Genomic DNA, 22,962 nt, shown 5'->3' on the forward strand with positions numbered 1-22,962 from the left:
TGGACCACCGTGTCTCTTTTGGACATCCCCGATGTGTTCATCGGGTCCACCGACGACGGGCACACCTTCGTCATCATCAACCGCCGCATCCACGATGCCGACCGGCTGCTGACCGAGGCCGGGTTCCTCGCCCGCGAGCACCTCGGCCGCACGCTCTACCTGCTCCCCCCGGGCACTGCCCAGGACGCGCACGATCGCGCCGGGGTCGCCATGTACGGGCTCCTGGCCCACACCCACGACCTGATCGATCTCTGCTGGACGACCCGCTGGAGCCCCGGCAGTCCCGTCGCCGATCCGGAGATTCGTTTCCACTTCTGTGACGGCACCGTGGCGGTGACGGCCAGGACCGCCGCCGCCCGTTCCCTCTTGGAACGGCACGGCTTCACCCCGAACGGCTCTTCCTATCGGCCGCCGGACGGACTAGACGAGCGCCGCCTGCTCGGCGCTGTGACAGCTGCCGAAACCCACGCCTACACCCACGGTCTCAGTGTCCGCGTCGACCTCGGCATCCCCACGCCGTCCGACATCCCTCCCGCTCCCCGCCGCCCGTCAGCTGCCGCCCCCGGCTCACCGACCACGCCTGCGGCCCGCCGTCGCACCCGCTGACCCCACGCGGGGGGTCGGGGTGTGAACGATCGTCGAGCCGCGGCCAAGGGCGCGCGGCGGTACACACCTTCGCACTCCAGCCGTTGACCGCTTTCCCTCTTGGAGTCTTGCCACGTCATCCGACACCCCGAGCGCGCATGACCTCGCCTGCGCGCTTGCCGACCAGATCCGCCCCGGCGCTGCTCCCCGTGACGTGGTCGTCAGTTTCAGCGTCCGCCGACAGGCGGCAGCCAAGTACGATCACGGCTCCTGCGGCGGCCCCGTGACGGTCTTCGCCCAAGCACTGCACGCCCGCCTCTACGGCCTTCCCACGGACGACGATCCGCTGCCCACCGCCCTGGACGCGCTCCTGCAGGCCACTCACACCGCGACCGCCCCCGAGCAGCAGACCGCGATCCTGCAACAGCTCGCCGAGCAGCTACGCAACGCCACCGAGATCATCCAGCGCTACCAGTACCAGGCCCAATGGGACCGGCTCCCCGACAGCGTCGCCGAGCAGCTCCGGGACGCCCACGACCAGGCCGAGCAGGTCACCAAGACCCTCGACGCCGTCGCCCCCGCCTTCAGCAGCCAGCCCGCCGCGCCCGTGCCGCCTGCCGCGCAACCGCGCCACACCGCCAGCCCACCCGCGCCCACGACTCCACCGGCCGGGCGCCGCCGCTGACCTCCGGCGACAGCCCCCGCCGGGAAAGGCAGGCTCCAACCTGGCCACCGCCGATCCCCTCCACACCCGCCTCACCCAAGGACCCCGTGCGCTGGGCGTGTTCGTCCCCGCCGGCCTGTACCCGGCAACCGCACAGCGCCAGCACCTCGACCAGCTCGCGCAGGCAGGTGCCGACCTGTTCGAGGTCGGCCTGCCCACCGAGGACGCCGCCCTCGACGGCCCCGTCATTCAGACCGCCTACCACCGCGCCCTGCGCAGCGGAAACGCCCTCGACCACGCCGTGCGCGCCGTCGAACACGCCGCCAGCCTCCGGCCGACCGTTGTCATGACCTACTGGGAGCCCGTGAGCCGCCACGGCCCCGCGTACGTGGCCCGCCTGTTCGCCGACGCCGGCGCCGCCGGCGTGATGATCGTCGACCTGCCCGCCCACCAAACGGCCCGCTGGCACAAAATCGCACGAGCGACGGGCCTTCGCACCCCACACCTCATCCCGCACACCACCCCTGACCCCCTCCTCCCGGCCGCGGTCGCCGGCGCCTCCGGATGGCTCTACGCACCCGCCACCACGGCCCCACCGGCTACCGAGGCCCGCTCGACATCCCCGGACTCGCCGGCTTCACCCAGCGCCTACGCGCCGCGAGCCCACTGCCCGTGGTCTCGGGAGTCGGGATCTCCACCCCAGCCCTCGCCGCACGCGTCGCCCCGCTGGTGGACGCCGTCGTCATCGGCACCCCCGTCGTCCGCGCCCTGGCCACCGACCCTGCCCAAGCCCCGGACCTGACGGCCGCGTTCGCCCGAGCCCTGCACCCGACCACCCTCACGGAGACCCGTGCCTGATCGCTCTGATCGCTCCACCCTGACCGAGGCCCTCGACCGGATCGTGGCCGACGCCCTTGTCCTGCACCGAGCCCTGCGCACCAACGCCATCGGCCACGCGCACGCACTGGCCGCGCGGATCAACGACGCCCAAGACCTCGCCAGCGCCGCCCTGCGGCTGTTCCTCGACCTCGCCCAGCACACGCCGCACACCACGGCCGGGAAGCTGCTGCTCCTCGACCACATCGCGCAGATCGCCAAGGCCGCCCAGGACGCAAGCGCCGAACTGACCTCAGCCCTCGCCCGCGCCGTGGAGAACCAACGCCGCCGAGCCAACGCCACGAAGGGGCCGGCCATCCTCATCCGCCCCTCACCACAGCAGTTCATCGAGTCGGCCACCGACCTCCTCGACCGCATCCCCACCCTCCACCACGCCATACACCGCGACCGGCTAATCCCGCCCAGCCGGCTGACGCACCAGCCTCATTGAGGGCGCGCCCCCCATTTCCCCATCTCCAGGACAGACCATTTCAGATCAGCCTCAATTCCGTGCCCTTTCCCTGGGCGCGGGAGTTCAGTCCAGCACCCTGCTCGCCCTTTCCGCCGAAGGGATCCTCCCGAAGGTCGACTACGCGATATTCGCCGACACCGGATGGGAACCCAAAGCCGTTTACGCCCACCTGGACCGACTGGAACAGGAGATAGCCAAGCCCGCCGGCATACCGGTCCTCCGCGTCTCAGCCGGAAACATTCGCAGCGACGCCCTGAATCCGGACCACCGCTTCGCCTCCATGCCCCTGCACATCCTGAACAAGGACGGGCGGCCCGGCATGACCCGCAGGCAGTGCACCGGCGAATACAAGGTGAAACCAATAAAGCAGAAGGTACGCGAACTCCTCGGACACCCCTACCCCTCGCGCATCCCCAAGGGCGTGTTCGTTGAGCAGTGGGTGGGGATCTCCACCGACGAGTTCCACCGCGCCAAAGACGCCGACGTGAAATACATGCGCAACCGGCATCCACTCCTGGACCTTGGCTGGAGCAGAGCGGACTGCGTTCGTTACCTGACCTCGCTCGGGCTGGCGAAGACACCGAAATCGAGCTGCCTGGGATGCCCGTTCCACGGAAATGCGCAGTGGAGGCACATCAGGGACACATCCCCTTCCGAGTGGGCGGACGTCGTCGAATTCGATGCGGCCATCCGGCAAGGCAATGCCCGCGCCAACGCCTCGGGCAGCCGACTGCTCGGCGAGGCGTTCCTGCACCGCTCCCGCGTCCCGCTGAGCCAGGCGCCGATCGACCACGTCACCGCCGCCGAACGGGCAGCACTGCGCATAGACGCGGACGAAGCCGACGCGCTGGAGAACGGCGTCGTGGACGGCTGCTCCCCCTGGGCGTGCCGCGGGGACACGGACGTTCTCACCCGCGACGACTTCGGGCTGGCCACGTGATACTCGACCTCTTCGCGGGGCCGGGCGGCTGGAGCAGGGCACTGGGCGTCTTCGGTGTGCGCGACGTCGGCCTGGAATGGGACGAATGGGCCGGCAAGACGCGCGTGGCCGCCGGGCAGTTGACGATCCGGACCGACGTGGCCATGTATCCGACGTGGCCCTTCCTCGGCCGCACGCGCGGGCTGATCGCCTCCCCGCCGTGCCAGGCATGGAGCATGGCCGGCAAACGCCTCGGCCTGCTCGACCAGCCGCTGGTGCACACGGCAGTGGAGGACCTCGCCGCCGGACGCGACACCCGCGAGCGCCTCCTCGCCGCCTGCCGCGACGAGCGCTCCCTACTCGCGGCCGAGCCGATGCGCTACCTGCATGCCCTGAACACGGTCGGCGAGCCCGAGTGGGTCGCGATGGAGGAAGTGCCGGACGTCCTGCCGCTGTGGAAGCAGTACGCGGCCGTTCTGCGGTCCTGGGGGTTCTCGGTCTGGTACGGGATCCTCAACGCCGCCGACTTCGGCGTTCCACAGACGCGCAGGCGAGCGATCCTACTCGCCTCCCGGGTCCGTACGGCACAGCCTCCCGCCCCCACGCACGCCCAGGTCGCCGAGCCTGACTCGCTGTTCGGTCCGGGCCGCGCCCGCTGGGTCAGCATGGCCGAAGCCCTGGGATGGGGCGCGACCGACCGGCCCGTTCCCACCGTCTGCGCCGGCGGCGGGCCCGGCGGCGGACCCGAACCGTTCCCTTCGGGCTCCCGCAAGTCGCTCTCCGACGCCCGGGAGCGCGGCACCTGGACGCCCAGGCCGGACGGTGTTCTCCTGCAGTCCCGCCGCGAAGGAACTGGCTGGAAGGCACGGCACGGCGCACGGCAGAACCGTGCCGCCGACGCTCCGGCGCCGACCTTCACCACCGATGCCCACCGCTGGTCCTGGTCCCTGCGCAGCAACAACCAGGCCAACGCCACCGTCCGCCCGCTGTCCGAGCCGGCGGGCACGCTGTTCTTCGGGCACCGCGCGAACGAGTGCACCTGGGTCGCCGAACCCGCCTCGCCTCCGACCGACGACACGGACACGTCGGCGGTGCCGGAGCCGATCCGGATCACCGCCCGCGAGGCCGGCCTCCTGCAGACCTTCCCCGCCGACTACCCCTGGGCCGGCAACAAGGGCCAGCAGTTCTCCCAGATCGGCAACGCCGTGCCCCCGTTGCTCGCCGGCCACCTCCTCGCCCCGCACCTCGGCGTCACCCTCGACCCCGACGACTTCACCCTCGCAGCCTGATGCCCCACGCCCCCGAACCCGAAGAAGACGACCTCGACGCCATCGCACCGCCGCAGCCGGTATTCCACGTCGAACAGGCCCTCCTCGGCGCCCTTCTCCTGGATCCACACCGTCTCAGCGACGTGACCGGCATCGCCGCCGACTCCTTCTCCACCCCCGCGCACGCCGCCCTGTTCGCCGCCATCAGCACACTGCCTCCGCCCGACCCCGCCGAGCACGCGAAGAACACCAAGTGGCTCGACCAAGTGCTCGCCACGGGCCGCCAGCAGGCGCGCGGACTGACCGCCTCCTACCTGCACACCCTCGTCCAAGTCTGCCCCTGGCCCCGCCACGCACCGGCCTACGCACGGATGGTCGAGGCCGAACACGCCCGCCGACGCCTGCAGACGGCCGCCGAACGCCTCACCCAGATTGTCAACGACGCGTCCCTCCCGCACCCAGTCGAGACAGTGCTCGCCGAGGCCGACGCGCTCACCGCGGTCGTGGACGACATCACGAGCCGCTTCCCGCCGCGCGCCGGAGTGCTCCCCCGCACCGCGGCACCGCCGCCAACCATCACCACCGACCACACCGAGGCAGCCGAGGAGGAGCAGCTGCTCCTAGCAACCGCCACCGCCCACCCCGCCGACATCGAGTCCGTCCGGTGGCTGCTCCCCGACGACCTCACCCGGCCCCTGCACGCCGGCCTGTGGCAATGCCTGACCGCCCTGGCCCGCCGCCGCGAGCCCGTCGACCCCGTCACCGTCCTATGGGAAGCCCAACAGCGCGGCCTGCTCGACAACGCGAGTGAACCCAGCAAGGTGCTCCGCCTGCTGGCCGAACCGGCCGGATCCGTGGAGCACTGGGCCGAACGCGCCCTGCAGCGCTCCCTCCTAGCCACCGCCGACCACGCCTGCCGGCGCATCTCGGCGTACGCCGGAGACCCGGCGAACACCCCGTTCCAGCTCGTCGTCGGCGCCCGCCGCGCCCTCGCCGACATCAGCGCCGTCCGCACCCGCTGGCAGCACGCCACCGGAACCGTCCCGCCACCACGACCGCGCCCGGCAGCCGCCACTCGCGCCGGCCCGCCGACCACGACGGCCGCTCACGCCACCCGCGCCGCGCGAGCAACCCGATAGCACCCCGCACACGCCGGTGGCCGGACCCGAAGGCCCGGCCACCGGCAGAAGAGACGACACCCCCACGTGACTCCCCCTATCGACGCCCACGTCCGCCTCGACACCCACCCCACCCATCCCAGCGCCGTGACCGCCGTCCTGACCGGCAGCCAGGCCCGCATCGCTCTCATGGCTCTGGAGGCAGCCGACTGGACCGTCGCAGCCGACAACGTCCTGGTCCTAGCCCGCATCGACCACGAGGAGCCCTACTGGGCTGAGGACGCAGCCAAGCACCTGTCCGCCGACGGCATCACCGTCGAAATCACCCCTCGACTCCGGGAGGCCATGGACGAGGAATGGACCTGGGCGAACTATCCGATGCCGTGGTGCACCCGCAGCGAGATCCGCGAGGTCTCCAACCACGCGCAGAAGATCCACGACGACATCCGCCACGGCCATCTCCTCATCCACGCACACGCCCACGACGGCCACACCACCGTCGCGGTAGGCACGTACCTCCACCGGGGCGGCAAGTCCGTCTACCTCCACGGCGAGGACCACCTGCGCCAGGTCGCCGACACCTTCGACTCACCCACTCAGGCCCTGCTCGCCTTCGAGAAGATCCACGGCACCGACATGCGCCCCGGTCCGGCACCCCTGACCGACGCCGAGCGCGCCGCCGTCGAGGCCCGCGCCACCTTGGACCTCGGCGCAGCGAAACCCGGGCCTCACCGCCCGGAGCCGAAGACCGTCCCCGTCTACCTGGCCGATGCCGGCGACCACGACGCCCTCCTCGACTCCTTCCTCGACAGGCACAGCGAGTTCGAGAAGTGGCGGACCTGGTCCGACGACACAACCCACGCCATCCACGAGTCGCAGACCCTGCGCATCGAGCGCGTCCACGAGACCCCGGCCCACGAGACCGCCTGGACCGTAGCGGCCTACGAGACGCCCGTCTCCGACCGCATGTGGGTCCTCACCGCGACCGGCTCCACCCCCGCCCCGGTGATAGCGGAACTTCTGAATCACCTCGCCGACGGCGACGGCTGGGACACGACCACCGGCGTCCTGGTGGACGAGAAGACGGTCACCGCGGCCACCCAGCCGCTCTCCGACGCCGGATGGAAGCACACCGTGGACGGGCGATGGATCCGCTGGACATCCCCCGACGGGAACGTGGGCATCCGGTTCGACGCCTCCACGGCACAACACCCGAATCAGAACCTGGCCACCTGGACCGTCTGGGCCGGCCCCGGACCGGACCGGCCCACTTGGGCCATCACCGCGTCCCCGCATACCCCGAGTTCGCTGCTGGCCGATCTCTCCGAAACCCTCGCCCACGAGACCGGCACGCGCCAGGCAGAGCCTGCGGGCCGCGAACACAGGACCAGCCTCGCTACCAGTCCGCCGACCACGCCCACGGTTACGGCCGACCCAGCCGCCACACGTGCACGCTGATCATTGACGCACACGAGCGCGGCAACATGGCGCGGGATCGCCGGTTGGCCAAACCGGCGATCCCGCGCACATTCGTTCGCGGCGCACTCTGCCCCGTTCCATCAACGCCAGGTCTGGGATTCCGCGGCCTCGGTCGTAGCACGCTTAGGCCGCTCTTGATGTCAGTGACACCCTTTAGGATTCGGTCCGAGGGTTGAGCTGTGCTTCCTGAACGCAGCGGCAGGAACTACGGCAGGCTTACAGACACGGACGGGGAGCCGCATGCTGGAAGACCGGTGGACGACGGTCACCGAGTCCGAGTATGAGCACGAGCGCCGTGGTCTTGAGGCGATCCGCCGACGTCTGCCAGATGAGGAGCCGTGGCGTGCCTGGACGAACTTCATGTTCACCGCGAACAGCGGGCACGTCCGTGAGGTCGATCTTCTGGTGGTAGCGCCGGCCGGGGTCTTCCTGGTCGAGTTGAAGGACTGGCACGGCTCGGTCCACGGCGGCGGCAACGACTGGGTGCAGACCACGCCCAGCGGGACCAGCCGTCGGCACGGCAATCCGCTGCACCTGGCGAACCGGAAGGCCAAGGAGCTGTCGGGCCTGATCAACGGCGTCTCCGGTCGGCCCGCGCACCGAACGAAGATCTGGGTGGGTGAGGCTGTCTGCTTCACGGACGACAAGCTTCAGGTGAACCTTCCGGCTGCCGACATGAACGGCGTGTTCACGGTCAAGCAGCTGGTGGAGATGCTGGCCGTGCCGCCGGGAGACGTCCGCTACCAGATCACAGCCGAGGCATCCCGCTTTGTCGATGCAGCCCTGAAGAAGCTCCGTATCGCACCGATCCGCCGCCAGCACGAGGTGGGCTCCTACCTCCTGGAGGCGAAGGCGTTCGACTCCGGGCCGTCCTGGGCCGACTATCTGGGACGCCATTCCCAGCTGCACGATCTGGCACGGGTACGGGTCTTCCTCAGTGAACGTGGTGCCTCCGACGACGAGCGGCGCTCGGTGGAGCGTGCCGCCGCCCGCGAGGCATCGGTACTCAGCCGTTTTCGTCATCCCGGTGCGGTACAGCTGAAGAATTATCTGCCGTCGGGGCATCCCGCCGGGCCCGCGATCCTCTTCGACTACCACCCGGAGACGCTGCGCCTGGACGATTACCTGGTCCAGCACGGTGAGGGTCTCGACCTGCAGGGGCGCCTCGCGCTGGTGCGGCAGCTTGCCGAGACGGTGCGCTCCGCGCACTCCCGGCGGGTCCACCACCGCACGCTGTCGGCGCACGCGGTGCATGTGATTCCGCGCGACCGCGGTCCACGCGGGCGGGAGCTCGGCGAGGAGCAGCGCTGGCTGCGTCCGTGGACGCAGATCGCGGATTGGCAGATCGCCACTGGGCAAAGCTCCAGCCGCGGCCGGCCGCTGACCCTGGCTCCGACTAACGTGACGGGGTTCCATGTCGCCGAGCAGGCAGATCCTTATCTGGCTCCGGAGCTGAGGATTCCGAAGGCCGATCCAGTACGCCTCGATGTGTACGGGCTCGGCGTGCTCACGTATCTGCTGGTGACCGGGCAAGCGCCTGGCGCGAGCCAGAGCGAGGTCATGGCACGTCTGGAGGCCGGCGAGAGTCTGCGTCCCAGCGCGCTCGTCGACGGTCTCAATCCGGACATCGACGATCTGGTGGAGGCTTCCACCGCGTACGAACCGGGTCGGCGTCTGTCCACGGTCGACGACTTCCTGGAGATGCTGGAGTACGTCGAGCAGGCATTCGTCGAGGAGGTCCCGGGCGGCGGGGATGCGGCTGCAGTCGCGGGCGGGGACGGCGGTTCAGCCGCAGGCGTGGGCGAGGAAAGATCCGAGCCGGAGAAGGACCCGCTGGAGGCCGTGGCCGGGGACGTACTGGCCGGACGCTGGGAGGTCGTGCGCCGCCTCGGTACAGGCTCGACCGCGCGGGCCTTCCTGGTGCGGGATCTGGAGGGCGAGCCTCGGCGCAGCGGCGGCCTGCCGGTGGCAGTGCTGAAGGTCGCGCTGAGCGAGGCCAAGCATGCTGTCCTGGATCGTGAGGCGGAGGTCCTGGGCCGGATCCACAGGGACTCCAGCATCATTTCGCTGTACGAGCCGCAGCCCCTGACATTGGCTGGGCGCCGGGTCCTGGTCCTGGAGTACGTGGGCGACAGCCGGGAGCTGAAGGACCAGGACGGCAGTGCGAGTAAGGGGCCGCGCCGCAGGGAGGACACCGTTGCGCGCCAGCTGCGGGACAACGGCCGCTTGGGCATGGACCAGCTGGAGGCGTACGGGAAGTACCTCTTCGGTGCTGTGGAGCACTTGGAGGCGGAGGGGATCTGGCACCGGGATCTGAAGCCGGACAACATCGCGATCCGGGTCCGCCCCAACGGCACCCGTCAGCTGGTGCTGATCGACTTCTCGCTCGCCGGGTACCCGGCGAAGGAAATCGAGGCGGGCACCGAGGGCTATCTCGACCCGTTCGTGGGCGTCATCACGCGCGGCTCGTACGACGGGCACGCCGAGCGGTATGCGTTGGCCGTGACGCTGCATGAGATGGCGTCGAACGAGCTGCCCCGCTGGGGTGACGGCTCGGTCACGGCCCGGCAGACGGATGCGAAGGAGTGGCCGTACCCTCAGCTTGCGGCCGACGCCTTTGAGCCGGCCGTCCGGGACGGCCTGGTGGCGTTCTTCCGTAAGGCGCTGGCCCGGGATGTGAAGGACCGCTTCCCGGATCTGAAGCCGATGGAGCGTGCCTGGCAGCGGATCTTCCTGGACGCACAGCAGACGACGGCGCCGAGCAACGGTCACGGTGAGAAGTCGGGGCGCGGGGCGAAGGGCGGCACCGACGCGGTTGCGGGGTCGGCGGCGCAGTCGCGGATCGGGCGGGAGGACGACGACGTCTCTGCCGAGCAGGTCCGCGACCAGCAGGCCGAGCGCGCCGACCGGAACACGCCGCTGTCGGTGGCGGGTCTGACGGTCGCAGCGCAGTCGCAGCTGTTCGCGATGGGGCTGAACACCGTCGGGGACGTCTTGGACTACTCGGCGAAGAAGTTCCTCACCGCGCCGGGCATGGGCTCGCGCACCCGGGAGGAGATCCAGCGCCGGCAGAAGGAGTGGAACGCGCGCCTGGGCAAGGCGGCTCCCGCGCCGCTCAGCGCGGAGGCCCGCAAGGCGGCGGGCCAGGAGCTCTCCGACCTGGAGCGGGCGGTCGCAGAGTCGGTCGCCGCCGACGGGGACGGCGTCGACCCGCAGGTGCTGGGCGGCCTGAGCCTGGACGCGCTCGCCGCCCGTCTCGTACCGAAGCCGTCCAGCGGTAGTGCCCGCTCCAATGCCAAGGAGCGCGAAGCCATCCGGTTGCTGCTGCGGCTGCCTGATGAGACAGGGACGCTGCCCGGGGGCCTGGCCTGGGTTCGGCAGCGGGACGTCGCCGATGCGGTGGGCCTGACCGCGGGCCGGATCCCGCAGATCGTGAAGAAGGCGCGCGAGCGCTGGTACAAGGACGCGGCCCTGGGGCTGCTGCGTGAGCAGGTGGTGGAGCTTCTGGCTGAGCGCGGCCGGGTGGCCCCGGTGATCGAGCTCGCCGACGCGCTCATCGCCCGGCGCGGCACCCAGCACGTGGAGCGGCGCGACCGGCGTGCACTCGCCCTGTCGCTGCTGCGTGCGGTGGTCGAACGAGAGAGTTACGACAACGAGTCCCCGCCGCTCTTCCGCTACTTCCACGCCCGCATGCCCAAGGGCGCCGATCCGGTACTCGGCCTGCTCGCCCTGGATGTCCGGGAGGACGTGGACGGTCCGGACACCCCGGCGCTGCCCGCCCTGCAGGAGTACGCGCTGAACCTGGGCGTGCGGGCCGACCGGCTCGCAGCGCTTGAGTCCCTGCCGACGGCGAGCACGGTCCTCACCGAGCTGGACGCGGTGCGACGGCCGCCGGGCAGCCTGGGCTGGGACGAGCGGCGGACGGCCGAGATCGCGGTCGCCGCCTCCACCCGGGCCGCGCTCACCCCGCGGTTGGAGATCTACGCGCGCGACCTGGACCTGGTGCGTGCGCTGCGGATCACCCAGGCCGGCGTGGTCGCCGTGCAGCCGGGCGTCGAGGAGGAGCGGCAGCCGGGCCTGACGGTGGACGCGCTGCACAAGCGGGTCGCCACCCGCTTCCCCGACCTGGGCACCGATCCGCTGGCGCCGCGCGAGCTGCCCACGGGCAGCGCCTTGGTCCGCGCCCTGAAGGAGGCCGGCTTCGAGCTGAAACTGGCCACCCGCTACGACAAGGTGCTCCGGCTCATCCCGGATCGCACTTCTGGGGACGCCACTGCCGGGCTGACCTCGGCGAGCTGGGGTGCCTCGGCTGCGCGCCGCTCGGCCCCCACTCAGTACGACGCGGACGCGGCCGTCGCCGCTGCCGTCAAGGCTGAGCAGCGACTTATGCACTCGGCGCGGCAGGACGGCTTCCGGGTCCTGACCGTGCCCCAGCGGCGGGCCGAGGACGCGGTGCAGCGGCTGGCCGGTGAGCCATACGGGGCTCGGCCGGTGTCGGTGACCGGACTGTTCGTGGCCGAACTGCGCGGCGTGGTCGGCGAGGCTGCCCGGCCGACCTGGGAGACCGTCCTCAAGGCGGACGCCGCCGAGCCGGGTAGTCGGGCTCACCAACAGCTGCGCATACGCACCGACAAGGCGTGGGGGCGGATCGAGCCGCAGCTGCGGGAGCAGCTAGCGGAGGCCGATGGTCCGCTGTTGCTCACCGACACTGCGGTGCTGGCCCGCTACGACGCGCTCGACCTGCTCGGGCGCCTCTCGGAGGAGGCTCGACAGGGCGGCAGCCCGCTGTGGCTGCTCGTGGCCCAGTCCGATCCGGCACGGGCGCCGCGGTTGGCCGGGCAGAGTGTTCCCTACCAGGCGGGGTTCGACGAGTGGATCGTTGTGCCTGACGCCTGGGTCGCGCGCAAACACCTCGAACCGGACGCCTGACCCGCCTCCCCCTTCTAGCCTGATCTTCTCCGTCTTCTCCCATTCTCGACTGGAGCCGTTCGTGATCGACCGCCAGACCCTCCTCGCCGACCTACAGAAACAGGTCACGGCGGCAGAGACCGACCTGGAGCAGCAGGTCAAAGCCGTCCCTGAGGTCGGGACGCGACTGCGCGGTGAGTATGAGCAGGCCCGGAAGCTGGGCCGCACGGCGGCAACGTGGAACGCCTGGCTTGGCGAGCGGATCACCCAGGTCGCGGTGGCCTGGGTGCTCGGCACGGTCTTCGTGCGGTTCAGCGAGGACAACCGGCTGATCGCCGAGCCGTACATCACCTCCCCCGACGTGGCGGGGCGGGAGACCGCCCAGGCTCGGTTCGAGGAATACCTGGAGGAGGACGCCGACCCGACGTACCGCGGATGGCTGGAGACGGCGTTCGCCGAGCTGGGCGCCGGGCAGGCCGGGCGGCTGCTCTTCGATCGCGATCACAACCCCCTCTATCAGATCCCACTGTCGCACGACGGCGCCGGCGCGCTGCTCGCATTCTGGCGGGAGCAGCGCACCGGTGAGGTCAGTGGGGAGGAAGGGGCGGGTGGTCCGGCCCTCGTGCACGACTTCAGTGACCCGCTGAGCGAGGACGGCACCGAGGGCTGGGACACCCGATTCCTGGGCGACCTGTACCAGGATCTAAGCGAGGCGGCCCGCAAGACGTACGCGCTGCTGCAGACGCCGGAGTTCGTGGAGGAGTTCATCCTCGACCGGACGATGACCCCGGCAGTGCGGGAGTTCGGCTTCGAAGAGCTGAAGATGATCGACCCGACCTGCGGGTCCGGCCACTTCGTGCTCGGCGCATTCCGGCGGCTTGTGCGGATGTGGGCTGAGCAGCGGCCCGAGATTGACGCTTACGAGCGGGTGCGAGCGGCCCTGAACTCGGTCCACGGGGTGGACCTCAACCCGTTCGCAGTCGCAGTGGCCCGTTTCCGGCTCCTGGTCGCGGCGATGGCCGCGAGCGGCATGCGCACCTTCGAAGAGGCGCGGCGCTACGAGTGGCCCATCCAGCTCGCGGTGGGCGACTCGCTCATCAAGGACCGGCAACTGGAGCTGCAGTTGGGGCTCACCCTTGAGGGGGAGGACGGCAGCGCAGCCGGTGACCCGCTCGCTGACTTCTCGTACGCAACAGAGGACGTGCACGAGTATCCCGGCATCCTAGAGCAGGGGCGCTACCACGTGGTGGTGGGCAACCCGCCATACATCACGGTCAAGGACAAGCAGCTCAACCAGCTGTACAAGGATCTATACAGCGCTTGCAAACTGCAGTACGCGCTATCCGTGCCTTTCGCCCAGCGGTTTTTTGAATTGGCTAGACAGGGCGGAAGCGCCGGAAACGGCTACGGCATGGTCGGCCAGATCACAGCGAACTCCTTTATGAAGCGGGAGTTCGGCACCAAGCTCATCGAGGAGTATTTCGCCCACAAAGTTGAACTCACCGAAGTGATCGACACGTCGGGAGCATACATCCCGGGGCACGGGACACCGACGGTGATCCTCGTCGGACGACCGAGGGAAGGATCTAAGCGACAAGCGACGATCCGAACTGTACGCAGCGTTCAGGGCGAGCCCTCGGCACCGTTCAATGCTGAGGAAGGACTGGTGTGGACAGCAATCGTCCAGCAGATCGAGGAACCGGGATCTGTCAGTCAGTGGGTTTCCGTCGGGGACCTCGATCGCAACCGATACTTCGCCAAACAGCCTTGGGTACTCGCAGACGGTGGACAAGAGATGCTCGGGAATCTCGAGGAAGCAAAAGCGAGGCGTTTGGGCGAATTGTGCCGCTCGATTGGACGGTATACGCATACAGGTAACGACGCCGCGTATTTCAGCCCAGTTGGGACTTGGTCGCGTTTCGGAGTAAGCCCTGAACACATCACACCACTTGCCGAAGGCGACTCCGTTCGGGATTGGGAGATCTCAGTTACCACGGAGTCAGTATTTCCATATCGCAGAAGTGACCTCAAAGCCGAGCTTTCAGCCGATATTTCACACCACCTCTGGGTTCATCGCACAATGCTGCGTGAGCGACGGGAGCCAGGGGGAACGCATGAGGAAATTGGGCTCACATGGTATGAGTGGAGCCGCTGGCACCCGGAACGATACTCCGTCCCGCTGGGAATCTCCTTTGCTTTCGTGGCCACACACAATCATTTTGCCCTGGACCGAGGCGGCAAAGTATTCAAGCAGTCCGCTCCAGTGATCAAGTTGCAGAAGGGTGCGACGGAGGAGGAGCATGTGCAGCTACTTGGGCTGCTCAATAGCTCCACTGCCGGATACTGGATGCAGATGGTAAGCCAGAACAAGGCGGGGGCTGACAACAACAGCGGGGGTGGCAACCGATGGACACCGGCCCAATTCATGGAAAGGTACGAGTTCACCAGCACGAAACTCCAGGAGTTCCCACTCCCCGCTGAATACCCCACCGCCCTCGCCACTGAGCTGGACGCTCTCGCCCGGCAGCTCTCCGCGGCGACCCCCGCCGCCCTCGCTACCGCAACCGTCCCCACCGCCTCTGCTCTCCGAAATACCCAAGCCCAGTACAATTCCGCCCGTGCCCGGATGATCGCCCTCCAGGAGGAGCTGGACTGGCAGGTCTACTCCCTCTACGACCTGCACTCCGAGGATCTGCGCCTGGCCGATGCCTCCGCCGTGCCCGAACTCGCCCTAGGTGAGAGAGCCTTCGAGATCGTGCTGGCTCGCCGAGCCGCCGCCGGGGAGGCCAGCGACGAATGGTTCAAGCGCCTCGGGTCCACCCCGATCACGGATATCCCCGAGCACTGGCCCGCCAACTATCGGGCGGTCGTGCAGAGGCGGATCGAGGCCATCGAGTCGAACCGCGCCATCGGCATGGTGGAGCGTCCCGAGTACAAGCGGCGCTGGGCCACCGATGGCTGGGACACGATGCGGCAGAATGCGCTGAAGTCCTGGCTCCTCAACCGGGTCGAGGATCGCGCGTACTGGTTTGATGCTAGCGGCAACCCCACCGTCACCACCCTCGCCCGCCTCGCCGAGAACCTGTCTGCCGACGAGGACTTCGCGTCGGTCGCCGAGTTGTACGCGCCCCGGCAGGATCTCGTAAAAACCGTACGGGAGCTCCTGTCCGAGGAGCACGTGCCGTTCCTGTCTGCACTGCGGTACAAGCCGACCGGGCTGAGGAAGCGCGCCGACTGGGAGCAGGTTTGGGAGTTGCAGCGAGAGGAGGACGCGGCGCCCGACGAGCCCGCCAAGCGGAAAGTCCGTCAGCGGACACCCTTGCCGCCGAAGTACACCTCAGCGGACTTCCCGAAGCACAGCTTCTGGCGAGCGCGCGGCAAGCTCGACGTGCCCAAGGAGCGGTTCGTGTCGTATGGCACGGTAAGCGCGCAGTCGCCGGAGCTGTACGGGTGGGCCGGCTGGGATCACCTGGAGCAGGCCCTCGCGCTCGCCTCGTACATCCAGCAGGCTGGGCTCAGCGACGACGACCTCGTGCCTTACCTGGCCGGGCTGCTTGAGCTGCAGCCGTGGCTGGAGCAGTGGTATGGCGAATACGACCCGGAGTTCGGGGCGTCGCCGGCTGCCGAGATTCTGGCTTTTAGGCAGCAGAAGCAGGGTGAGCTCGGGCTGACCGACGATGCGCTGCGGGCCTGGCGTCCGTCCGCCGCCAGCCGTGGATCCGGCGCGCCGAAGAAGCGCGCGAGCTCGAAAGCCGCCATCCAGACGTCCATCGCGGACGCCGACACGGACACCGTCACCGTTGCCGTCAGCGGCGCAGAGTCCGCCTGAGCAGGGCGAGGAGCAGACACACCATGGCTTTCATGAACAGGAACAATCCTCGTCCCGAGGACCGGCCGCTGCTTCGGGAGCTGATCGACATCCCGGAGTCGGTGTCCACCTCCGACTTCGTGTTGAAGCTGAACGAAGCGGTCACGCCCGAGGGGGCCGAAGCGGCGCTGAAGGACTACGTCGTCACCGACCGGCTGCTCGGCAACTTCGACGAAGCCCTCGACCTGATCAAGTCCGCGCTGGACAGCCGCTCGTCGAAGGCTGCCTATCTACACGGCTCGTTCGGTTCCGGTAAGTCGCACTTCATGGCGGTGCTCTACGCGCTGCTGTCGCGGAACCAAGCCGCCCGGGCGCGCCGCGACCTCGACCCCGTGCGAGCCCGGCACGCCTGGCTGGATGCGGACGACCGCAAGTTCCTGCTGGTGCCTTACCACATGCTGGGCTCCAAGTCGCTGGAGCAGCGTGTGCTCGGCAAGTACGTCGAGCACGTACGGAAACTCCACCCCGGCTGCCCGCTGCCGCAGGTCTACCGGACCGACGGGCTCTTCGAGGACTTCGCCGAGCAGCGCCGCCGGAACGGCGACGAGCGGGTGATCGAGCAGCTCGCCGATGCCGGCGACGGCCAGGAGGACGAGTGGGGCGACTCCTTCGCCTGGACCACCGAACTGCTGGATCAGGCGGTGAACGCCCCGGAGGAGCACGAGAACACCAAGGACCTCGACCTGGAGAACCCCTCCACGCCGCGGGAACTGCGGGCCCGACTCGTGCAGGACCTCACCCAGACCCTGTTCCCGTCGTTCTCACGTAACGCCTCCGAGGATGCCGACGGGTTCGTCTCGCTGGACAAGGGGCTCGGCATCATCGCCGCGCACGCCAAGTCCCTCGGCTACGACGGGCTCGTCCTCTTCATGGACGAGCTGATCCTGTGGCTGGCCTCCCGCATCCACGACCAGAAGTTCGTCTCCCGCGAAGCCGACAAGATCACGAACTTTGTGGAGGGCGGCGACGAACGGCGCGCCATCCCGGTGGTGTCATTCATCGCCCGCCAGCGCGACCTGCGTGAGCTGGTCGGCGAGGAGATGTCAGGGGCCGCCGAGGCCGCCGTCCAGGACAGTCTGAAGCTCAGCGGCGGGCGCTTCGACAAGATCGTCCTGGAAGACCGCAACCTCCCACAGATCGCGCAGGCCCGCCTGCTCAAGCCCACCAGCCCGGAGGCCGAGGCGAAGGTGGAGACTGCGTTCGCCGAGGCCAAGAGGCTCGGTCCGGACGTATGGGACACCCTGCTCGGCCACGACAAGTCCACCACCGGCGCGGACGAGGGCGCGTTCAGGCGGACGTACCCGTTCCCGCCGGCGTTCATGGATACCCTGGTACACATCTCCGCGGCCCTGCAGCGCTCCCGCACCGGCCTGAAGCTGATGAGCCAGCTGCTCGTCGATCACCGCGACGACTGGCGGCTCGGGCAGCTTGTGCCGTTGGGCGATCTGTACCCGGCCATCGCGGGCGGCGGCGACAAGGCGTTCAGCGGGGAGACCAGTGTTCACTTCGAGGCTGCCGACAAGCTGTACCGGGACAAGCTGCGCCCGTACCTACTGAAGACCAACCAGGTCACCGAGGACCAGGTCGAGGCGTACCGACGCCGCCCCGAGACCCTCGGCGACCCTCAACTTGCGGCCCGCTGCCGCGACTTCACCGGTGACAGCCGACTGCTGCAGACCCTGTTGCTGTCTGCGCTCGCGCCCAGTGTGCCCGCGCTGGCCGACCTCACTCTGGCGCGGTTGCATGCCCTCAACCACGGCTCCATCACTACTCGCATCGCGGGGACCGAGGTCGGCAGGCTGGAGCAGAAGGCGAAGGAGTGGGCGGCGACCTTCCCCGAGATAAAGGTGACTGGTACCGGGCCGGGTGCGGTGGTGCGCCTGGAGCTCACCGGCGTCGATCTGGACGCCGTCCTCGCCAACGCCCAGGTCCACAACAACCAGAACAACCGGCGTGCCAAGATGCGCGGTCTGCTCAAGGAGGCGCTCGGCGTCAGCGACGGGCCTGGCGGCTTCGACGCGTACGACGTGCTCAACCTGGTGTGGAAGGGCACCGAACGGCAGGTCGAGGTGGTCTTCGGTAACGTCGCCGATGTCGACTCGCTGCCCGAGGCGACCCTGCGGCCCAGCCAGGAGGACGCCTGGCGGCTCATTGTCGACTTCCCCTACGACGAGGGCGAGTTCGGGCCGATGGATGACCTGCAGCGGCTGCGTGCGCTGCGGGAGAAGCCGGGTGGTGACTCGCGCACGCTGGCCTGGCTGCCCACTCACCTGACCGATGCTTCCCGCGGCGACTTCGAACGCCTCGTCGTCATCGACAAGGCCCTCGCTGACGAGACCCGTTTCGACTCCGACTTCGCGCGCAGCCTCAACGCCGACGACAAAGAGCGCGCCAAGGGCATGCTCCAGTCGCAGCTGCTCATCCTCACCGAGCGCGTTACCCAGGCGCTGCGGCAGGCGTACGGGCTCACGCAGAAGCAGGAAGGGGTCGTCGACCTGAGCTTCGACACCCACCTGGTCGCCCAGCAGGGCGTACCCGAGCTGCGGCTTCCGCTCGGGGCAACTCTGGATACCGCCGCCCGTGACCTGGCCGGCAAGCTGCTCGCCCATCAGTACCCCGCCCACCCCGACCTGGACCCGGACGGCACTGGCAGGCCGGTGAAGCCTGCCGAGATCAAGACCGTCTTCGAGTATGTGCGCAAGGCCGCCGAAAACCGTGACGGGCAGACCGAGGTCGACAGCAAGGACCGCAAGACCATGGCGCGGATCGCGGGCGGTCTTGGGCTCGGCGCCATGAGGGAGGCGTACTACCGGCAGTCCACCGCCTGGCCCGACCACTTCAACGACCGAGCCCGCCGGAACAGCACCGCCGAGCCGACCCTGGTCAAGCTCTCCGACTGGACCGACCTTCCCGAGCCGCGCGGATTGCCCGAGCCGCTGCGTCGGCTGCTCGCCGCCGCGTACGCGGAGATGACCGACCGGGTATGGGTGCGCGGCGGCGTCCCCATCGAACCCGCGCCCGCACCGCACGAGCTGAAGCCGGACTACGCCCTGCGCGAGCAGCAATTGCCCACGGAGAGCGACTGGACAGAGGCGCGCAAGCGGTTCGAGACCATGCTCGGCGACCAGGCGCCGCAACTGCGGCGCGGCCGGATCGTCAACCAGTTCGCCGCACAGATCAAGCAGGCTGCCGCCTCACTCGGCCAGGACGCCGGACGGCTCGTCGGGGAGCTGGAGAAGCACCGTGACTTCCTCCAGTTGAACGACGACTCCCCCCGGCTCGTCCTTGCCCGCCGGGCGCAGGAGCTGGTCAAGGAGGTGACGGAAGCTGGCATCGAGGCGAAGACCGTCGTGGACCGGCTCGCCCGTTTCCCTCTCGGCGACTTTTCCGCACACCGGTACGGCATGTCGTTGAAGAGTGCCGGGAAGGTAGCCAGCGCGCTGCAGAACACCAGCTGGGACCAGCTGGGCCTGGCCGACACCCTCGGCGTGGACGGTGCGGCCGTCCTGGAGCGGGTGCGGGATGCCGCCGCTGGCGACCCGGGGGATTACCCCGATCTGCCGGGCGTGCTGCACGCCAGCGGCCGGGAAGTGCTGTCCCTGCTGAGGTCTCGCCAGAGCACGGCCGAGCGCCCCCAGCCGTCGCCCACTCCTCCGCCGAGTTCCGACAGCGTGGACCTGAACGGCGGCTCCGCCCACCCGCAGGTGCTGCCGGAGCCGCCGCAGCAGCCGGGGCCGCGCACACCGTCCCGGTCCGTGGCCCGCTCCGGCGGCGGGCGGACTACCGCCGCCCGGGCCGCCGCCGAACTGCAGGCGGAGATCGCGGCGCTCGCGGCCGAGCACCCGAACGCCACCGTCGAGGTCATCTGGAAGGTCGTCGACTGATGTCCGACACGGTCACCGCAGTCACCGCGACCGCCGGCCCCGCCCGGCTGTCGGCAGGAACCGTCCGTCAGTACCTCGCCGCCCGCAGTCGGCTCGGTGACGGCACGGTCCGCGTACTGCTGCTGCGGGCCGCTCCCGTCTGGGACGGGCCCGCCGTGCAGCGTACGGCGGGCGGGCTGCAGGCACGGGTGGTCGTCGCGCCCTCGGTGCTGGCCGTGCACGAGCAGATCCTGGGCCACCTCGACGCGCCGACTCCTCCCGACCCCAAAGTCCTGGTCGTCCTCACCGACCGCGAGGACACCGACCTCGACCCCGGGCTGCTCGCCCGCGTCTACGGCGGAAGGATCCGGTCCGTCGACAATTGGGAGGTCGTGCAGGAGGCGTTCGACGCGCGCGGTCTCGACGGGCGGCTGCGCAGGGAGACCTGGGCGGCCGAAGCGCTCCTTGACGCGGCGGCCAGCCGCGGTTGGCCCTCCCTCGGTAAAGGACTGCTGTCCCGAGACGAAGCCCTCACCCGACTGGCCCGGCGTCGGCTCCGGCTCGGCCGCCGTGACACGGACGCGCTGGGCGGGCCGGCCGCACACGACGACGGAGACCGCATCGACCCCATCACCCTGTTCCGGTGGACCCACATCCCAGGCGGCCCCAACCTCCTGCGCGACCTGCGCGGACCGGAACGGGCCGGCCTGGCCCGCTTCCTCGCCGAACCCGAACAGGCCGGCTCCACCGGAAAGATCATTACCGCCCTGGTAGACGCCGACCACGGGGCGGACGCAGCCGCCTACGCGGTCGTCTGCGCGGCCCTGTGGGGGCACGCGGAGGCCGACCACGACCTGTACCGGGCGCGCGGGCGCGCCGAGCGATGGCTCGGCGACCAGCCCCCCGCCCAGGGCGACGACCTCGACCGACTCCTTACCTCCTTCGGGCAAAGCGGTGAGGCGTACGTCCGCGGCCTCGTCGACCGGGGCGAACACCGGCTCGCGGACCCGGTCCTGAGCAGGGCCGCACAGCTCGTCACACAGTTCGGGGCGCAGACCGCCGCCGCTGCCAGTCCGCTGCTCGCCGCCGGACTGGATGCCCGCTTCACCGCCGCGGGCCGCGCCCTCGCCGACGGCGGTCCCGAGACGGTCACGGCTGCCATCACCGCGCTGGCCGAACACGCCCTGGCCGTCGACGGCGCCACCCAGGCCCGTATTGAACGGGTACGGATGGCAGCGCGGCTGCGGCGGTGGCTGGCGTCCCAACCTGAAGTCGACATCGCCTCGGTGGCAGACGGCGCCGACCGCCAGATCCGCGAACTCGGCTGGGTAGACCGAGCCTTGGAACACCTGGACGCGGGCGGCGACGCAGATGACGCACTCGCCAACGCCTACAGCCGGATCGGCGAGCAGGTGCGCAGCAAACGTCGTGAGCTGGACCGCGCGTTCTCCGAGCGGCTCGCGGTGTGGACCGCAGATGGCACCGCCCCCGGCGCCATGCTCACCGTCGAAAGCTTCCTGGACCGGGTCGTCGCGCCCGTCGTGGACTGTCCCGGCCGACGGGTCCTGCTCCTCCTCATCGACGGAATGAGTGCGGCGATCGCAGCCGAACTGGGTGAGGAACTGCACGCACACTGGTCCGAGTTCGACCCGCTGCAGGACGCGACCGGAGCACCGGTGAGGCGCGCCGTGGCCGCTGCGCTGCCCACTCTCACCACCGTTTCCCGCACCTCGCTGTTCGCTGGCACCCTGATGAAGGGCGACCAGAACGACGAAAAGCGGCTCTTCCCTCAGCACCCGTGCTGGAAGGGGGCCCCTGCGGCTGTCTTCCACAAGGACGATCTACGCAGCCCCGACACCGGCTCGCCCTTCTCCACCGCCCTGACTGAAGCGCTCGCCGACGAGCGCACCCATGTCGCGGTCGTCCTCAACACCGTCGACGACCGGCTCGCCAAGGAGCAGAAGCTTGGCGACGGCGCTTGGGAGATCAAGGAGATCGGCGGCCTGGAACCGCTGCTGCGGGCCGCCCGCGCCAACGACATGACCGTGCTCCTCACCTCTGACCACGGCCATGTGGTCGAGCGACGCGGCAGCAAGATCGACACGGCCGCCGGCGCCATAGGGTCGGCCCGTCACCGCGCCCCCGGCGGACCCGTCGCACCGGCCGAAATTGAGCTGGCCGGACCACGGGTGGTCTGGCCGGAGCCCGGATCGCGGATCGTCGCGCTGCGGGACCACGACGCCCGGTACACCGCGCTCAAGGCGGGCTACCACGGCGGGGCAACCCTCGCCGAGTTCACCATCCCCCTCCTCGCCCTACTGCCGTTCGGCGCGGAGCCACCTACGGGGTGGCGGGAGCTGGGCGACCTTACGCCCGGATGGTGGGAGCAGGACAACGACGCCACCACCGGACTCGAGGCCGAGACGAAGGCCGGAGCCGATGCCATCGCGGCACCCGAGGCCACCGCTGCACGCCCAAGCCGCAAGCAGGCCAAGAAGTCAGCCCCGCCCGTGACAGAGGGCGCTATCAGTCTCTTCGGCGAGGACGAGGTCGCACCCTCCGCACCACAGGAACCTGTCGCCCCTGTAGTGAAGCCTGCGGCCGTACCCGTCTCCGATCAAACAGAGGACCCTGCCACCGCACTGGTGAATCGCCTCATGGCCACCGAGCTGTACCAGGAACAGCTGGCACTGCTCGCCCGTGTGCCACGCGACAAGGCGGTCCTGCCGAAGGCTCTGGCCGCGCTGGTCGAAGCGGGCACCTTGCCCATGACCGCCCTGGCCGAACGCGCCGGCCAGCCCGCCACCCGAGCCCCTGGCTTCGCCGCGACCCTGGCCCAGCTTCTCAACTATGACGGCGCCCAGATCCTGGAAATTCTCCCCGACAACCGCACCCTGCGCCTGCACCGGGGCCAGCTGATCGAGCAGTTCGGACTGTGAACC

The 22,962-nt window shown here is 69.6% G+C and carries 12 protein-coding genes and 1 pseudogene; all 13 read left to right on the forward strand.

The features are described from left to right. Positions 1 to 9: 9 nt before the first annotated feature. Positions 10 to 606, forward strand: coding sequence for a hypothetical protein (locus tag AC3ET3_RS22175; protein ID WP_061915769.1), 597 nt, complete (start codon positions 10 to 12; stop codon positions 604 to 606). A 193-nt stretch (positions 607 to 799) separates the two neighbouring features. Beyond that, entirely contained in the window at positions 800 to 1,270 is a 471-nt protein-coding gene (locus AC3ET3_RS22180) for a hypothetical protein (RefSeq protein ID WP_356307320.1), read from the forward strand. A 97-nt stretch (positions 1,271 to 1,367) separates the two neighbouring features. Next, positions 1,368 to 1,775, forward strand: a pseudogene (locus AC3ET3_RS22185) (tryptophan synthase subunit alpha); the annotation flags it as partial. Positions 1,776 to 1,813: 38 nt separating this feature from the next. Next, complete coding sequence (locus AC3ET3_RS22190; protein WP_435612738.1) at positions 1,814 to 2,107, forward strand: tryptophan synthase subunit alpha; 294 nt, start codon at positions 1,814 to 1,816, stop codon at positions 2,105 to 2,107. Then, a complete protein-coding gene (locus AC3ET3_RS22195) occupies positions 2,100 to 2,576 on the forward strand; it encodes a hypothetical protein (RefSeq protein WP_435612739.1) in 477 nt (158 codons plus the stop codon). Before AC3ET3_RS22190 ends, AC3ET3_RS22195 begins: the two co-directional genes overlap by 8 nt. 97 nt (positions 2,577 to 2,673) lie before the next feature. After that, positions 2,674 to 3,537, forward strand: a complete 864-nt coding sequence (locus tag AC3ET3_RS22200) for an adenine nucleotide alpha hydrolase family protein (protein ID WP_203349165.1) — start codon at positions 2,674 to 2,676, stop codon at positions 3,535 to 3,537. After that, complete coding sequence (locus tag AC3ET3_RS22205) at positions 3,534 to 4,805, forward strand: DNA cytosine methyltransferase (protein ID WP_435612740.1); 1,272 nt, start codon at positions 3,534 to 3,536, stop codon at positions 4,803 to 4,805. The genes AC3ET3_RS22200 and AC3ET3_RS22205 overlap by 4 nt, the downstream gene beginning before the upstream one ends. Further along, entirely contained in the window at positions 4,805 to 5,923 is a 1,119-nt protein-coding gene (locus AC3ET3_RS22210; RefSeq protein ID WP_435612741.1) for a DnaB-like helicase N-terminal domain-containing protein, read from the forward strand. The genes AC3ET3_RS22205 and AC3ET3_RS22210 overlap by 1 nt, the downstream gene beginning before the upstream one ends. A gap of 66 nt (positions 5,924 to 5,989) precedes the next feature. Continuing rightward, a complete protein-coding gene (locus AC3ET3_RS22215) occupies positions 5,990 to 7,360 on the forward strand; it encodes an SPDY domain-containing protein (protein ID WP_435612742.1) in 1,371 nt (456 codons plus the stop codon). Between the two features lie 261 nt (positions 7,361 to 7,621). Next, positions 7,622 to 12,310, forward strand: coding sequence for a BREX system serine/threonine kinase PglW (gene pglW / locus AC3ET3_RS22220; protein WP_435612743.1), 4,689 nt, complete (start codon positions 7,622 to 7,624; stop codon positions 12,308 to 12,310). 61 nt (positions 12,311 to 12,371) lie between these two features. Then, positions 12,372 to 16,118 (forward strand): BREX-2 system adenine-specific DNA-methyltransferase PglX, encoded by a 3,747-nt coding sequence (pglX, locus tag AC3ET3_RS22225; RefSeq protein WP_435612744.1) that lies wholly within the window; start codon positions 12,372 to 12,374, stop codon positions 16,116 to 16,118. Between the two features lie 23 nt (positions 16,119 to 16,141). Continuing rightward, positions 16,142 to 20,041, forward strand: a complete 3,900-nt coding sequence (pglY, locus tag AC3ET3_RS22230) for a BREX-2 system ATPase PglY (protein WP_435612745.1) — start codon at positions 16,142 to 16,144, stop codon at positions 20,039 to 20,041. Continuing rightward, the gene (gene pglZ, locus AC3ET3_RS22235; protein WP_435612746.1) at positions 20,041 to 22,959 is read left to right on the forward strand and encodes a BREX-2 system phosphatase PglZ; all 2,919 of its coding nucleotides are present in this window, start codon (positions 20,041 to 20,043) and stop codon (positions 22,957 to 22,959) included. Before pglY ends, pglZ begins: the two co-directional genes overlap by 1 nt. The last annotated feature ends 3 nt before the right edge of the window (positions 22,960 to 22,962 follow it).

The sequence above is a fragment of the Streptomyces sp. bgisy159 genome (assembly GCF_057707805.1).

Coding starts and splice junctions, on each gene's coding strand:
- AC3ET3_RS22190 (WP_435612738.1), top strand. CDS start 1,814: ATGGCTCTACGCACCCGCCACCACGGCCCCACCGGCTACCGAGGCCCG.
- AC3ET3_RS22210 (WP_435612741.1), top strand. CDS start 4,805: ATGCCCCACGCCCCCGAACCCGAAGAAGACGACCTCGACGCCATCGCA.
- pglW (WP_435612743.1), top strand. CDS start 7,622: ATGCTGGAAGACCGGTGGACGACGGTCACCGAGTCCGAGTATGAGCAC.
- pglY (WP_435612745.1), top strand. CDS start 16,142: ATGGCTTTCATGAACAGGAACAATCCTCGTCCCGAGGACCGGCCGCTG.
- pglZ (WP_435612746.1), top strand. CDS start 20,041: ATGTCCGACACGGTCACCGCAGTCACCGCGACCGCCGGCCCCGCCCGG.